This window comes from Pseudomonas sp. GW821-FHT09C09, assembly GCF_059418105.1.
The window spans coordinates 244,596-258,433 of record NZ_JBWKPF010000001.1 but is presented as its reverse complement, the minus strand read 5'-3'; the positions used below and the strand labels follow the sequence as shown (position 1 = coordinate 258,433).

The 13,838-nt window shown below is 60.1% G+C and carries 16 protein-coding genes; 7 read left to right on the top strand and 9 right to left on the bottom strand.

Annotated features, from left to right (window positions below):
* Positions 1-87 precede the first annotated feature (87 nt).
* The gene (locus AC07NR_RS01210) at positions 88-729 is read left to right on the top strand and encodes a hydrolase (RefSeq protein WP_007956548.1); all 642 of its coding nucleotides are present in this window, start codon (positions 88-90) and stop codon (positions 727-729) included.
* A gap of 62 nt (positions 730-791) precedes the next feature.
* Here AC07NR_RS01210 and AC07NR_RS01205 read toward each other — a convergent pair whose 3' ends face one another.
* The gene (locus AC07NR_RS01205) at positions 792-2,090 is read right to left on the bottom strand and encodes a mechanosensitive ion channel family protein (protein ID WP_495077640.1); all 1,299 of its coding nucleotides are present in this window, start codon (positions 2,088-2,090) and stop codon (positions 792-794) included.
* Positions 2,091-2,281: 191 nt separating this feature from the next.
* On the opposite strand from AC07NR_RS01205, the gene AC07NR_RS01200 reads away from it, so the two are divergent.
* Positions 2,282-3,622, top strand: a complete 1,341-nt coding sequence (locus AC07NR_RS01200) for a DEAD/DEAH box helicase (protein WP_085710336.1) — start codon at positions 2,282-2,284, stop codon at positions 3,620-3,622.
* A 62-nt stretch (positions 3,623-3,684) separates the two neighbouring features.
* Here the strand turns inward: AC07NR_RS01200 and AC07NR_RS01195 are convergent, their stop codons facing one another.
* The 4 genes from AC07NR_RS01195 to AC07NR_RS01180 all read right to left on the bottom strand — a co-directional run bounded on the left by AC07NR_RS01195 (position 3,685) and on the right by AC07NR_RS01180 (position 6,194).
* Entirely contained in the window at positions 3,685-4,284 is a 600-nt protein-coding gene (locus AC07NR_RS01195; protein ID WP_423205112.1) for a hypothetical protein, read from the bottom strand.
* 12 nt (positions 4,285-4,296) lie between these two features.
* Positions 4,297-4,881, bottom strand: coding sequence for a C39 family peptidase (locus AC07NR_RS01190; protein WP_265811994.1), 585 nt, complete (start codon positions 4,879-4,881; stop codon positions 4,297-4,299).
* A gap of 221 nt (positions 4,882-5,102) precedes the next feature.
* Positions 5,103-5,378, bottom strand: a complete 276-nt coding sequence (locus AC07NR_RS01185; protein WP_085710342.1) for a hypothetical protein — start codon at positions 5,376-5,378, stop codon at positions 5,103-5,105.
* Positions 5,379-5,459: 81 nt separating this feature from the next.
* Positions 5,460-6,194 (bottom strand): DUF899 domain-containing protein, encoded by a 735-nt coding sequence (locus AC07NR_RS01180; protein WP_495077639.1) that lies wholly within the window; start codon positions 6,192-6,194, stop codon positions 5,460-5,462.
* Between the two features lie 175 nt (positions 6,195-6,369).
* Between AC07NR_RS01180 and AC07NR_RS01175 the strand changes: the two genes are divergently transcribed.
* Positions 6,370-6,762, top strand: a complete 393-nt coding sequence (locus tag AC07NR_RS01175) for a transcriptional regulator (protein ID WP_085710345.1) — start codon at positions 6,370-6,372, stop codon at positions 6,760-6,762.
* Positions 6,763-6,820: 58 nt separating this feature from the next.
* Here the strand turns inward: AC07NR_RS01175 and AC07NR_RS01170 are convergent, their stop codons facing one another.
* From AC07NR_RS01170 to AC07NR_RS01160, 3 genes are all read right to left on the bottom strand, one after another.
* A complete protein-coding gene (locus AC07NR_RS01170) occupies positions 6,821-7,690 on the bottom strand; it encodes a DUF6279 family lipoprotein (RefSeq protein WP_495077638.1) in 870 nt (289 codons plus the stop codon).
* A 71-nt stretch (positions 7,691-7,761) separates the two neighbouring features.
* Positions 7,762-8,478: a TorF family putative porin gene (locus tag AC07NR_RS01165; RefSeq protein WP_495077637.1), complete on the bottom strand. Its 717-nt coding sequence runs from the start codon at positions 8,476-8,478 to the stop codon at positions 7,762-7,764.
* Between the two features lie 215 nt (positions 8,479-8,693).
* Positions 8,694-8,882: a PFL_1563 family small protein gene (locus AC07NR_RS01160; RefSeq protein WP_016985943.1), complete on the bottom strand. Its 189-nt coding sequence runs from the start codon at positions 8,880-8,882 to the stop codon at positions 8,694-8,696.
* Positions 8,883-9,232: 350 nt separating this feature from the next.
* Between AC07NR_RS01160 and AC07NR_RS01155 the strand changes: the two genes are divergently transcribed.
* The 3 genes from AC07NR_RS01155 (at position 9,233) to AC07NR_RS01145 (ending at position 11,608) form a co-directional block, all read left to right on the top strand.
* Positions 9,233-10,069 (top strand): CvfB family protein, encoded by an 837-nt coding sequence (locus AC07NR_RS01155; RefSeq protein WP_085710349.1) that lies wholly within the window; start codon positions 9,233-9,235, stop codon positions 10,067-10,069.
* A gap of 45 nt (positions 10,070-10,114) precedes the next feature.
* A complete protein-coding gene (locus AC07NR_RS01150) occupies positions 10,115-10,525 on the top strand; it encodes a DUF2177 family protein (protein WP_495077937.1) in 411 nt (136 codons plus the stop codon).
* 150 nt (positions 10,526-10,675) lie between these two features.
* On the top strand, positions 10,676-11,608 hold the full coding sequence (locus AC07NR_RS01145) for a DMT family transporter (protein ID WP_495077636.1): 933 nt from the start codon (positions 10,676-10,678) through the stop codon (positions 11,606-11,608).
* On the opposite strand, the gene AC07NR_RS01140 is transcribed toward AC07NR_RS01145, so the two are convergent.
* Positions 11,553-12,734 carry an MFS transporter gene (locus AC07NR_RS01140; RefSeq protein ID WP_495077635.1) on the bottom strand — a complete coding sequence of 394 codons (1,182 nt, stop codon included), beginning with the start codon at positions 12,732-12,734 and terminating at the stop codon, positions 11,553-11,555. The two genes, AC07NR_RS01145 and AC07NR_RS01140, sit on opposite strands and share 56 nt — an antisense overlap.
* A 104-nt stretch (positions 12,735-12,838) precedes the next feature.
* On the opposite strand from AC07NR_RS01140, the gene ptrR reads away from it, so the two are divergent.
* The gene (gene ptrR / locus AC07NR_RS01135; RefSeq protein ID WP_495077634.1) at positions 12,839-13,732 is read left to right on the top strand and encodes a putrescine utilization regulator PtrR; all 894 of its coding nucleotides are present in this window, start codon (positions 12,839-12,841) and stop codon (positions 13,730-13,732) included.
* Positions 13,733-13,838: the final 106 nt, after the last annotated feature.

The window sequence follows — 13,838 nt, the reverse complement described above, 5'->3', positions numbered from 1 at the left end:
CCGAGACAACAACGCCGAAGACGGCAAGCCACTCGACTCACCCATTACCCAATCGAAACTCTGAATCGACATCAAAAGGAACGCGCCATGTCTATCCGTGAACTGCTGAACCCGACCAACTCCGCCCTGATCCTGATCGACCACCAGCCACAAATGGCTTTCGGCGTACAGTCGATCGACCGTCAGACCCTGAAGAACAACACCGTCGGCCTGGCCAAGGCAGCGAAGATCTTCAACGTACCGACCATCTACACCTCGGTCGAAACCGAAAGCTTCAGCGGCTACATCTGGCCGGAACTGCTGGCGGTGCACCCGGAGCAGAAACCGATCGAGCGCACCTCGATGAACTCCTGGGAAGACAAGGCGCTGGTTGACGCAGTGAAGGCCACCGGCCGCAAGAAACTGATCATCGCCGCACTGTGGACCGAGGTCTGCCTGACTTTCCCGGCCCTGGAAGCGCTGGCTGAAGGCTACGAGGTGTACATCGTCACCGACGCGTCCGGCGGCACCACCAAGGAAGCCCACGACATGTCGGTACAACGGATGATTCAGGCAGGCGCCGTACCGGTGACCTGGCAGCAAGTGCTGCTCGAGTACCAGCGTGACTGGGCGCACAAAGACACTTATCAGGCGGTGATGGACTTGGTGCTGGAACACAGTGGCGCGTACGGCATGGGCGTCGACTATGCCTACACCATGGTGCACAAGGCACCGCAGCGGCAGGCCTGACAAATCGGCCGGACAAAAAAGACGCAACCTGGGTTGCGTCTTTTTTTGCGCTGAAGAAAGCGCTACATCAGATGTTTCTCGGCTTGTGGAATGTGGCTCGCGCCAAGGACTGCCGGCAATATCCCGGAACGCAAATCCCCACCACTCGGCTGCTGATACAGACTCAACCCGAACTCCGGCAACACCGCCAGCAGGTAATCGAAAATATCCCCCTGGATCCGCTCGTAATCGGCCCACACCGTGGTGGTGGTAAAGCAGTAGATTTCCAGCGGTATGCCCTGGGCCGTGGTCTGCATCTGGCGGACCATGCAGGTCATGTTCGGCTGGATCTCCGGGTGACTCTTCAGATAGGCCAGCGCATAGGCGCGAAAGGTGCCGATGTTGGTCATGCGCCGGCGGTTGGCCGACATCGCCGCGACGTTGCCCTGGGCTTCGTTCCAGGCCTTGAGCTCGGCTTTCTTGCGGCCCATGTAGGCGGTCAGCAGGTGCACCTGGGACAGTTTTTCTTCTTCATCATCGCGGATGAAGCGGACACCGCTGGCGTCGATGAACAGACTGCGCTTGATCCGTCGCCCGCCGGACTGCTGCATGCCGCGCCAGTTTCGGAACGACTCGGACATCAGGCGCCAGGTCGGGATCGAGACGATGGTCTTGTCGAAATTCTGCACCTTGACCGTGTGCAGGGTGATGTCGACCACGTCGCCATCGGCGCCGACTTGCGGCATTTCGATCCAGTCGCCGACCCGCAGCATGTCGTTGCTGGTCAGTTGCACGCTGGCGACGAACGACAGCAGGGTGTCCTTGTAGACCAACAGGATCACCGCCGACATCGCACCCAGACCCGACAGCAGCAACAGCGGCGAGCGGTCGATCAGGGTGGCGACGATGATGATCGCGCCGAACACGTACAAAACCATTTTCGCCAGTTGCACATAACCCTTGATCGAGCGGGTGCGGGCGTGTTCGGTGCGGGCGTAGATGTCCAGCAGCGCATTGAGCAGGGCGCTGACCGACAGCAGCAGGAACAGAATGGTGAACGCCAGCGCCACGTTGCCGAGGAACACCATGGCGGTCTTGCTCAGCTCCGGCACCAGGTGCAGGCCGAACTGGATCACCAGCGACGGCGTCATCTGCGCCAGGCGCTGAAACACCTTGTTATGCCGAAAGTCGTTGATCCAGTGCAGCGCGGGCTGGCGACCGAGCATGCGGCTGGCATGCAGGATCAGGTAACGCGCCACTCGTCCGAGGACCAGGGCGATCACCAGGAGCAGGATCAGCGCCAGGCCGGCGTGCAGGAGCGGGTGCTGATCGAGGGCACCCCAGAGGTCTTGGGCGTTGAGCCAGAGCTGTTTGAAATCCATGAGGGCGACGATTCTTCTGTAGGACGCGACGGGCGATTAGAGCATTTAAGACGCTGTGTATTACCGTTGGAGACAAATCGAGCAACAAAAAAGCCACTGATTACGGCTGATTTCACAAAGAAACTCGGCCTGAGCGCTCGAAACCGGTAACCTATGCAGCTGATTTTTTGCATATCTTCGAGGTAGCACCCGTGTTTTCCCAATTCGCCCTGCACGAACGCCTGCTCAAAGCCGTGGCCGAGCTGAAATTTGTCGAGCCAACGCCTGTGCAAGCCGCGGCCATTCCGCTGGCGCTTCAGGGGCGTGACCTGCGGGTGACGGCACAAACCGGTAGCGGCAAGACCGCCGCGTTTGTCCTGCCGATCCTCAATCGCCTGATCGGCCCGGCCAAGATCCGCGTCAGCATCAAGACCCTGATCCTGCTGCCGACCCGAGAGCTGGCCCAGCAGACCCTGAAGGAAGTCGAGCGCTTTTCGCAGTTCACTTTCATCAAGTCCGGCCTGATCACCGGCGGTGAAGACTTCAAGGTCCAGGCCGCCATGCTGCGCAAGGTGCCGGACATCCTGATCGGCACCCCGGGCCGGATGATCGAGCAACTGAACGCCGGCAACCTCGATCTGAAAGAAGTCGAAGTGCTGGTGCTCGACGAAGCCGACCGCATGCTCGACATGGGTTTCGCCGAAGACGTGCAGCGTCTGGTCGACGAATGCCCGAACCGTCAGCAGACCATGCTGTTCTCCGCCACCACCGGCGGTTCCGGCCTGCGCGAGATGATCGCCAAGGTGCTGAACAACCCTGAGCACCTGCAGCTCAACGCGGTCAGCCAGCTGAACGACACCACCCGTCAGCAGATCATCACCGCCGACCACAACCAGCACAAAGAACAGATCGTCAACTGGCTGCTGGCCAACGAGACCTATCAGAAGGCTATCGTCTTCACCAACACCCGGGCCATGGCCGACCGCATCTACGGTCGCCTCGTCGCCCAGGAATACAAGGCGTTCGTGCTGCACGGCGAAAAAGACCAGAAGGATCGCAAACTGGCGATCGACCGTCTGAAGCAGGGCGGCGTGAAGATCCTGGTGGCCACCGATGTGGCGGCCCGTGGTCTGGACGTTGATGGCCTGGATCTGGTGATCAACTTCGACATGCCACGCAGCGGCGACGAATACGTACACCGCATCGGTCGTACTGGCCGTGCCGGCAACGACGGTCTGGCGATCTCGCTGATCTGCCACGGCGACTGGAACCTGATGTCGAGCATCGAGCGTTATCTGAAGCAGAGCTTCGAGCGCCGCACCATCAAGGAAGTCAAAGGCACCTACGGCGGACCGAAAAAGGTCAAGGCCTCGGGCAAGGCCGTCGGCGTGAAGAAGAAAAAGACCGACGCCAAGGGCGACAAGAAAAAAGCCGCCGCCAAGACCCCGACCAAGCGCAAGAGCGCCAACCGTCCGAAGCCGGATTCTCTGGTGAGCAGCGACGGCATGGCCCCGCTCAAGCGCCGCAAGCCGGCTGCACCTGCGGCCGAGTAAGGCGTTTCAAGCAGGCAATAAAAAACCCGGACACTGTCCGGGTTTTTTATTGCCTGCGTTTATCAGCTGCCCAGCTGTCCACGGGTGTCGGCATCAAAGCGCTGCTTTGTCTGATCCGCCTTCGGTTTGAGCTGTGCGAGCAGGGCTGCCTCGCTGTACAGCCCGGTCAGGGCCAGCTCCTTGGGCGTCGGCTCGATCGGGATCAGCACATCTTCGCCGGCCGCGTGCAGCCAGATGGCTACGACATGCAGCGCCGAAACGAACAGCACTCGCAGCTCGACGGTTTTGCCCTGCAGCTGCGGCGATTGCTCGGCCAGTTTCAGCGCATCGACCGTGGCCGCCGCCAGGTTGCCGTGGTTCAACGAGGCAAACTCGACGTGACCGCGGACTTCGGCCAATTGCGCATCGGCAATCGACACGCCGTCGGCAAACACCAGGTAATGCCAGTCGCCGAGTCGGGCGTCCTTGAGGCCTTTGCCCTGGCTCAGATCCTCCAGGCTGAGCGAGTAGCCGCGATAGGCCTCGCTGAGACTGATTTTCGCCGGCGCCGCACTGGCGAACTGGCGATTGATGCCAAACCCCTGGGTTTGCAGCGCCGCTTGCAGCACCGGACGCAAGGTCTGTACGCCGTTGGAAGGCGCCTTTGGATAAGTCAGTTGCATGATGTCGCCCTCCTAGTTTTTTGCCGTGAAGTAAGTGTGGGTCCAGTTGCCGCCACCGTTGTAGGAACCGGGGAACGAGCTCAGTGCGCGGGTCGAATAGCCGTAGATCGAATCCGCGACCAGCACGTAGTTGCCGTTGGTGCCGTAGATCGTCAGGAAGTGCGCACCGCCGCCGTACCAGGCACAGCGCAGACCGACAGGCCGGCCCATGTTGATCTGGTTCTGGATGGCCGACATCTGTAACGAACCCTGATTCATCCCGTTGTAGCTGCGGGTGGTTTGCAGGGCCGAATCCAGATAGCCGTAGACGTTGCACGGCCCCGGCTGGCTGCAGCAGTTGCGGTTCAACTGGGTGCTGGCAACGCCGCACTGAGTCCAGGACCCGGTGCCGTAATAGTTGCCGACCGAAGCGGAAACCGCGGCCCAGCACCAGTTGGTCTGGGTCTGTTGCTGCATCGTGAAGTTCAGGCTTGAGGCCGCCAGGGCCTCGGCCTGTGGAGCGGCTTCGACCTCGACCAGTTGCGCGTCGAGCAGATGGCCGGTCAGGCACCCGGGCAGGGTGTTGCCGGTGTATTGCGTTGTTTCAGTGGTTAACATTTTTCAATCCTCCATGAATGAAAACAAATGTCCTGCGTAGATTTGCGAGCCGTCGGCGGTTAAGGGGTGCCACTTCTGCGGCGGGTTCCGAGCAGGCTCGAGGTAACCCTAGGTCTGAATATGCATCTGTGCAAATAAATAAATGCACAAATGCAATTCTACGGACGAAAGGACACTGCTTTGAGCATGTCCTTTGTGGTGGAGGCTGAAGCCCGAGGCCGTTAACCCTCGGTTTTGTGCTCGGCCGAATCCAGCTCCTTCAAGCGCTGGTCGATCAACTGGCATTTGTCCGGCAGATCGGCAGAGGCGGTGCCCAAGTCCATTTTCTGCAGCTCGGCATTGATTTCCTTGGCCTTGGTCGGGTTTTGCTCGGTGAGCTTTGCCACTTCCTGAGCCAGTTGTTCACGTTTGGCGGTGGCTTCTTCGGGCGTGCAGGCCCAGACGGGCAGGGCGCAGGCGAAGGTGGTGGCGAGTGTGAGTGTGAGCAGGGTTTTCATGGGGGCAGGCCTCGGATCCGGTTAAGGCGGGTTAACCGGTTGAGGGCCGTGACCAGTGAAAAGTTCAGTGTCTTTGCCGGCTCAGTCGCCGTGGCAGCAACTGGATTTTTGTTCTCCGTCATACCGATCATGATGCCGCACCCACTCCATGATCTCGTCCTCGTTCCGCCCCTTGGGCGTGAGGTCGAGAAAGTTGTAGGCGCCCACCAGCATGTCCAGACCCCGGGCGTAGGTTGAATAGGTGTGGAATATCTCGCCGTTATTGGCGCGATAGAACACGCTCAGCCCCGGCATTTCCTCTTCGCCACTGTCAGTCTTTTCATAGTTGTATGTGGCCTTTCCGGCTTCGGCGTCTTCAGCACGGGCGCACACGCCAAAGTCGTAGTTAAAATCGGAACCGTCCGACGACACCCAGTCGAACTTCCAGCCCATCCGCCGCTTGAACGCCTGGAATTCGGCGAATGGCGCGTGGGATACCGCCACCAGCCCAATGTCGTGATGGGCCAGGTGCAGGTTGGCGCCGTCGAAGTGGTCGCCGAGGAACGAACAGCCCTGGCAGCCTTCCTCCCAGCCTTTGGCGAACATGAAGTGATAAACGACGAGTTGGCTGTGTTGTCCGAACAGGTCGGCGAGTTTCAATTCGCCGTCCGGCCCCATGAAGCGATAGTCCTTGTCGACCTTCACCCAGGGCAGGGCGCGACGTTTGGCGCTGAGGCGGTCGCGTTCTTTGGTGAAGGCCTTTTCATCGGCCAGATGCTGCTTGCGGGCCGCGAGCCATTCTTCGCGCGACACCACCGGATGATTCTCAACGTTCATGATGATTTCTCCTGCGGGGTTGAAACCGTCTGTTTCAGACTAGTCGCTCGAGGCCCACGGGATTCGACAGACCGCCGGTCGGTCGGGGCCGCAAATGAAGCTGAACGGCTATTGCCCGCTCGGGTCACAACCTAGGACAGCGCCATTAATCACGCGCACCGGAGGTTGAATCAGGATGACGACTTATAACTGGGATTTGATTGAACGCCTGCTGCATGAAGTGCAGAACGGCGCAGGCCACAGCTTCGCACCGCGGTCCTATGCCGAAGACTACGCAGCGGAAAAAGCCGCGGCAGGCGAGCCGATCGAGAATCTGGATCATCTGAAAACCATCGCCTGTGAATACGAGCAGAAGCTGTTGCTGCGCGGTTTTATCGAGCCTCGTGGCGACGATGAAGGCAGCACCGGCAACAATTTCAGCCTGACCCCGCGCGGCTCGAGCCTGTTGAGCCTGATCGACAGCAGCATTCCTGGTAATGATCATCCGCGTCAGGTGCTGGATGAACAGGAGGATGCGCTGGATGAGGCGACCTTCGACCGTGTGGCGTCAAAAGCGCAGATTGCCTGAGCGCCTGCTGTAATCCCTCTGGGGCCGGGTTTTCCGGCTCCCGCAGGTTCAATGAACCTCAGCCTGCTTTCGCAGCCTTCAAACACTTCAAATCATTGAAGTCCTTGCGCACCCCTTCGATTTTCTTCAACAGGCGCTGGCGTTGTTGCGGTGTGCTTTCTGCCATCAGATCCACCGCCAGCGAGCGGGCCTGGGCCTCGGTGTCGGCGTAGGCCTTGCGGTAATCCGCTGTCCATAAACGCTCGCGATAGACCAGAAGGGTCTCGATCCGCTGTGGGAAATCCGGACTTTTACGCTGGGCAACGGCGGCGCTGAATTGCTGTTGCCAGTGCGCACGGTTGGCGATCCATTGAGTGTTCTGATCGCCCAGTGCGGTCGACCACGCCATCACCCGTTGCTCTTGCGTGACACTCAATGGCCCGAGCCAGTCGTTGAGGCGCTTGTCCATGCGGGCGCCACGCTCGGCGATCTGCTGAGCCAGCGGTGGCTTCACATACTCCTGCTGACGTTTGCGCAGGTCCTTGGCGAACGCATCGTTCATGTCGGCGACCTGTTTGTCGTCCAGCCCTTGCAGCAGCTCGATGGCCGACGGGGTGATCTCCCGGGCGGTTTCGGCAATCGCCTGCTTGGCTTCCAGAGTGCGGGCCTGAAGTGCGGCGTCGGTGACCTGGTTGCTTTCGACCATGGTCTGCAGGCGATCCAGCCAGTCCAGATAACCCGGCAATTGCGTGGTGCAGTGCCAACTCAGGTGTTCCTTGAGGCGTTCGTTGAACCAGCCTTTCTGCTCGCCGGTCATGTCCAGGTAGTCGCTGAGCGTCCATGGAATGATCACGTCGAGATTGCGATAGGCCAGGCCGACGCGGCTGCAAGCGCCGAGGGCGAGGGCGAAGATCAACAGGGTGGCGCAGTGTTTGAACCAGCGAGACATGAGCGAGTCCTTGCGAAAGCCTGGCGTCTGATTCTTATGTGAACGCAGGATGCTCCCGGCAGTTCAGCCAATCAATAGAACGCGCGTTCGGCCTTGAGCGTGACCAGCCCGTCGCACTGGCTGTTGTGCCCGGAATAGGCGGAGCAATCGCTGCCGCTGAGGCTGGAATTGCTATAGATCAGGTCCAGGTCGATGCCCATCACCGGCCGGGAAAATTTCACCGACCAATCGGTAAAACTGCTGACATACCCGCCGTCCACCGAGACCGGCGTGTTGAGCTGGTGGGTGGTGTATTTCATGCTGATCCCGATGCCGAACGGCTGGTTGCCGCCCAGATCGGCAAACAGGGTGTTGTTCTGTTTGTCCGGGTCGTTGCTCAACGCGATGCCGAAACGGCTGCCGAGCAGGGTCAGGCCGCCGAACAGTTCCTGGCTGTCGAGGGTGTCTACCTTGGGATAGCTGTAATGGATCATCCCGACTTCGTAGCCGAGGGTTTGATCGAAGGGTTGTTTGAAACCGACGTAGGAGTCGATCTCCAGATTCTTGCCCGGCGTCAGTCCCATGCTCGGTGCGTACTGGCCGACGTAGAGGCCGCTGTCGTGGCTCAGATCGAGGCCGCCGTGGAACGAACCGGCCGCCGAGGGCTTGACCAGACCCTGGGCCATGCTGCGGCTGGGCGTGGTGCCGAGCTTGAGGTCGAAGTCGCCGAGTTCGCGCTGGAAAATCTGCGCGTGCGCCACCGGACTCGCCAGCAGTCCTGCAAGAAATAAACAGAGGGTTTTGAGCATGCGTCACTCCTTGAACAGCGAGCGCAGGGTGACGTACCTGCTGAAACGCTTGATCCAGACGCGTGCAAGGATACCGGCGAATGATCGGCATCGAGGGCCGTTCGTCGATTTCTGTTGTTTTGTCGGTTTGATTAAACGCGAGAGAGGTCTTGCGAGGGTTCCGGTCCAGACGCTTCGAAGCTCAAAGCGTCTTGGGACTGGTGTGTTGCGGGGTGTTACTTCTTGCCCAGGCTGATCTGCTTGGACGGGCCGAACGTCTGGCCGCTGACGCCCTTGGCAATTTGCTGGATCTCGCCGCCGGACTTGAGGAATGCCGCGATCTGATCGTTGATCGATTCGCTGGTTTCAACGGCTGGAGCTGGCTTTGCTTTGCTGGTGGATGCTTTTACACGCATGGCGGCCATTAACCTGTAGAAAAGTAACTCGGCCAGGCATCGTACAGGAATAACTTGACAATTGCTTGGTAAATATCCCCCGGAATAACCCAGCGTGCGGGTGGATTATTCTCGATTAATTATTAGAAATATCCTGCTAACCTGCTGTTTTAAATAACAACATTTATCGGCATCGGTGGCTTTTTTACGGGGGCGGTGCGCCGCGAAGCCGCCGAGGTGGTCTGACGAGTGGCGCCTGCGCGGCGGCAAACCAAGGAAAATCAAGGCTTCGCGCAAATTTCAGTTTGCGGGAGCATCTGCCGGCCAACGAACCCGGCAAAACCGGGTAGAATGCCGCCCACGCAATGAGGGTATTGGAAATGGCTTTAGTCGGGCGCTACAACAGTTTGCAAGTGGTTAAACACACTAACTTCGGTTTATATCTGGACGGCGGTGCCGACGGCGAAATTCTTTTGCCCAACCGTTATATCCCCAAAGATATTCCCAGCGAAGATGAAGACTGGCTCAATGTTTTCATTTATCTGGACAGCGATGACAAACTAATTGCCACCACTGAAAAACCAAAAGTTCAGGTCGGTGAATTTGCCAGTTTGAAAGTTGTTGAAGTCAACAGCATCGGTGTGTTCCTCGATTGGGGCCTGCCGAAGGATCTGCTGCTGCCTTACTCCGAAGAAAAACGCCAGATGACCGCCGGCGAATACTGCGTGGTGCATGTCTACCTCGACAAACACACCCGCCGCATCACCGCCACCGCGCGTCTTGATCGCTACCTCGACAAGACCCCGGCCAACTACAGCGTGGGCCAGGAAGTCGATCTGCTGGTGGCCGAAGCCACCGACATGGGTTTCAAGGCCGTCATCAACAACAAGCACTGGGGTTTGATCCACAAGAATGAAATCTTCAAGTTCATGCGTTCCGGCATGCGCGAGAAAGGTTTCATCAAGGAAGTGCGCGCCGATGGCAAGATCAGCCTGAGCCTGCAACCGGTGGGGCAGGAAGCGGCCAGCAGCCTGAGTTCGAAGATCCTCGCCAAGTTGCGCGAAAGCAACGGCACCCTGGCCGTCAGCGACAAGAGCGACCCGGCGCTGATCAGCAGCCTGTTCGGTGTCAGCAAGGGCAACTTCAAGAAGGCCATCGGTTCGTTGTACAAGGAAGGCAAGATCGTCATTCATGCCGATCGCATTGAACTAACCTGAGCCTGACGTGGCCCATGTTGCATGGGCCAACCTGAGGTCGGGCAGATGAAAAAAGCGTTGATTGCCTACGTCGCCACGCTGCTGACGTTTCTTTTGCTCGACGGCCTCTGGCTCGGCGTGTTGATGGCGCCGACCTATCGCGAACTGCTCGGTCCGCTGATGCTCGAAAAACCGTTGCTGGTGCCAGCAGCGGTTTTTTATTGCCTGTATGTTTTCGGCTGCGTGGCGTTCGTGGTGTTGCCGGCGCTGACCTGGCAACGCGCCGCCCGCATGGGTGCGCTGCTCGGGCTGGTCGCTTACGGCACCTATGACCTGACCAACTGGGCGACGCTGCGCGACTGGTCGGTGCAGGTGACGTTGCTGGATTGGGCATGGGGGACGTTTGCCACGGCGCTGGCCTGTACGGTCGGATTTGTCGTGGTCAGCCGGTTTGGCAGATCAGCCCTTCACCGCTGACGTTGCAGGAGCATCAAATGTCTTTTCCAGACGGCTTTTTCTGGCTGACTGGTTAATAATCCACTTACTACTTTTCGCCCCGGACAAAGAGCCGGGGCTTTGTTTGACCTTTGGAAAAACTGCCATGTTGTGTGTGTTCGAGGTGTTGCGGTGAGCGTCAGTCGGCGCAGTGCCGACGGCTTTGCTCTGCAAGTGATGATCGGCCTGTGCCTGATCTGGGGCGTGCAGCAGGTGCTGATCAAGTGGGCGGCGAGCGACATTGCGCCGGTGATGCAGGCGGCGGGGCGGTCGGGAATTTCCGCGTTGCTTGTAGGACTGCTCATCTGCTGGAAGGGCGGCTGGGATCTGGTCGGCACCACATGGCGCGGCGGTTTGCTGGCCGGCGCCTTGTTCGGGCTGGAGTTCTTGTTCATCTCTGAAGGCTTGCAGTTGACCACGGCAGCGCACATGTCGGTGTTCCTCTACACCGCGCCGATCTTCACCGCGCTGGGCGTGCATTTCCTGTTGCCCAGCGAGCGTCTGCGACCGGTGCAATGGCTGGGAATCTTCATGGCATTTGTCGGGATCGCGGTAGTGTTTGCCGGCGGCGTGTCATGGGACAGCCTCGATCACCGCATGCTGCTGGGTGATGCCCTCGGCGTACTGGCCGGGGCCAGTTGGGGCGCGACCACCGTGGTAGTGCGCGCCTCGCGCCTGTCGGAAGCGCCGGTGACGTTGACGCTGTTTTATCAACTGATCGTCGGTTTCGTCGGCCTGCTGTTGATCGCGCTGCTCAGTGGTCAGATCACCCATGTCAGCCTGACCGCCGTGGCGGTGGGCAGCGTGCTGTTCCAGGGCCTGGTGGTGTCGTTCTTCAGTTACCTGACCTGGTTCTGGCTGCTGCGCCGTTATCTCGCGGCCAATCTGGCGGTGTTTTCCTTCATGACGCCGTTGTTCGGCGTCACGTTCGGCGTGGTGCTGCTCGGCGAAGAACTGAGCCTGAACTTCATCATCGGCGCCGTGCTGGTGTTGCTCGGCATCACCTTCGTCAGCGCGGAACAGTGGGTGCGTCGGCGTTTGCGCAAAGCGCTCGGCCAGTCGTAAGCGGTTTCCACGCCAGGCCGCCGGCAATCAGCAGGCCGCTGCCGGCGATCACCAGCGCCGGTTGCAGGCCGCCGCTGAAGTGGCTGCTGAGCGCCGCCAGCAACGGCCCGCTGAGCTGACCGACAGCGAAGCACGCGGTGAGCAGGCCGGCGTTGCGCTGGGTGGCGTGGGGCGCCAGCTCCCGGGAGCGCTGCATCACCAGTTGCATGCAGGCCAGGAACGGCGTGCCGCACAGGATCACGCCCAAAGCCAGGCCGAGGCCGCTGCCCAGCAGGCAGGCAAACACTCCGGCGGCCTGCAGCCACAACGTCGCCATCAGCCAGTGACGGGTGGTTTCCGGATCGTGCCGGCGCAAACTCACCAGCAATACGCCAATCGCAGCAGCAAGGCCGAAGCATGGCCAGAACAGATCGGCCTGCCATTGTCCGTGAAACTGCGCGTTGGCCATCTGCGACAGGAACGTGGCCGGAATGATGTAGCCCACGCCGTACAAGGCATACACCACTGCCAAACGTCCGATGCCGCGATCTGAATGATTGACGGCGGCAGGGGCGACGGTTGCGCCGACGCCCGGTTGCGGCAGGATCCGCACGATCCCCAGCAACATCACCAGCGCCACGGCGGCATAGATCAGCCACAAAGTGGCGGAAGTCTGCTGCGCCAGATGTGAGAACAGCGCCAGCAACCCCGTCAGAAAGATCCCCAGCCCCGGCCCGGCAAATACCAACGCGCCCAGTCTCGGGCGACCCGCCGCCGCAGCCAGTGGCTGGCTCAGCGCCGTAATCATCACCAGCACCCAGGCACTCGCCACACCCGTGCCGAAGCGCAGCAGCAGATGCGACCAGAAACCATTGGCCCAGAACGACGCCAGCGTCAGCAGTACACACAACCACAAGCCGCCATGCAGGCGCCGCTGCACCTGATCCGGCCGGCGGGAAAACATCGCATCCACCGCTCCAAGCAAATAGCCGAGGTAGTTGGCCGCTGCAATCAGACCGGCGGCAGTCAGGTCGATCTGCCCTTCGCTGATCAGGTGGGGAAGCTGCGGTGTGAGGGCGAAACGCCCGATGCCCATGGCCATCATCAGGGCAATGAAGCTGGCGGATAAGCGAATCAGCGGCGACATGGTCTGGCTTCCGTTAGAGGTTCAATGACCGTCAGGCTAGGACTGATTGACTTTCTTTAAAATTGAATAATAGTGAGTAACTTGTTCTGTTCAGGAGAAAGGTTGTGGAGTTCAGCCAATTGCGGATCTTCCAGGCCGTGGCGGAGGAAGGCTCGATCACTCGCGCCGCCGAACGCCTGCACCGCGTGCCGTCGAACCTGTCGACCCGGCTCAAACAGCTCGAAGAGCAACTGGGCGTCGAACTGTTCGTCCGCGAACGTCAGCGTTTGCAGTTGTCGCCTGCGGGAAAAGTCCTGCTGGATTACACCGGCAAACTGTTCGCCCTGCGCGATCAGGCCAGTGCGGCGGTGATGGGCGGGCAACCGGCGGGGGATTTCGTGCTTGGCACCTTGTACAGCACTGCCGCGATTCACTTGCCGGCGTTGCTGGCGCGCTATCACAAGCAGTATCCGGCGGTGAATCTGCAGGTGCAGTCCGGGCCCAGTGGCGAGTTACTTGAGGGGCTGCTTACCGGGCGGCTCGATGCGGCGCTGGTGGACGGCCCGCCGCAACTGGCCGGGATCGACGGGGTGCCGTTGTGCAACGAGCGGCTGGTGCTGATCAGCGAGGCCGATCATCCGCCGGTGCGCAGTGCCAAGGATGTCGAGGGGCGGGCGGTGTTCACCTTTCGTCATGGCTGCGCCTACCGCGCGCGGCTGGAGTCGTGGTTCGCCCACTATCAAGCGGCGATGGGCCGGGCGATGGAGATCGAGTCCTACCAAGGGATGCTGGCTTGCGTGATTGCCGGCAGCGGCGTGGCGCTGATGTCGGAGTCGATGCTCGCCAGCCTGCCGGGCCGTGAAAGTGTCGCGGTGCACCCGCTGGCCGAACCTTTTGCCAGTGCGACAACGTGGCTCATGTGGCGTCGGGGCATGGTCGGCGCCAACCTCAATGCGTGGATTGAGCAGCAGCAGGCGCTCTATCCCGTGGCTGGCGAAGATACCCGGGAAACGGCTTGAACGATCGGTCAGGGATTCTGATCCATTCAGTAACAGATCATTGCGGATTTCGCCGAGCATTGCGTAGGACTTCGGACTATTATCAGTGCGAAGCGGCTACAGAATT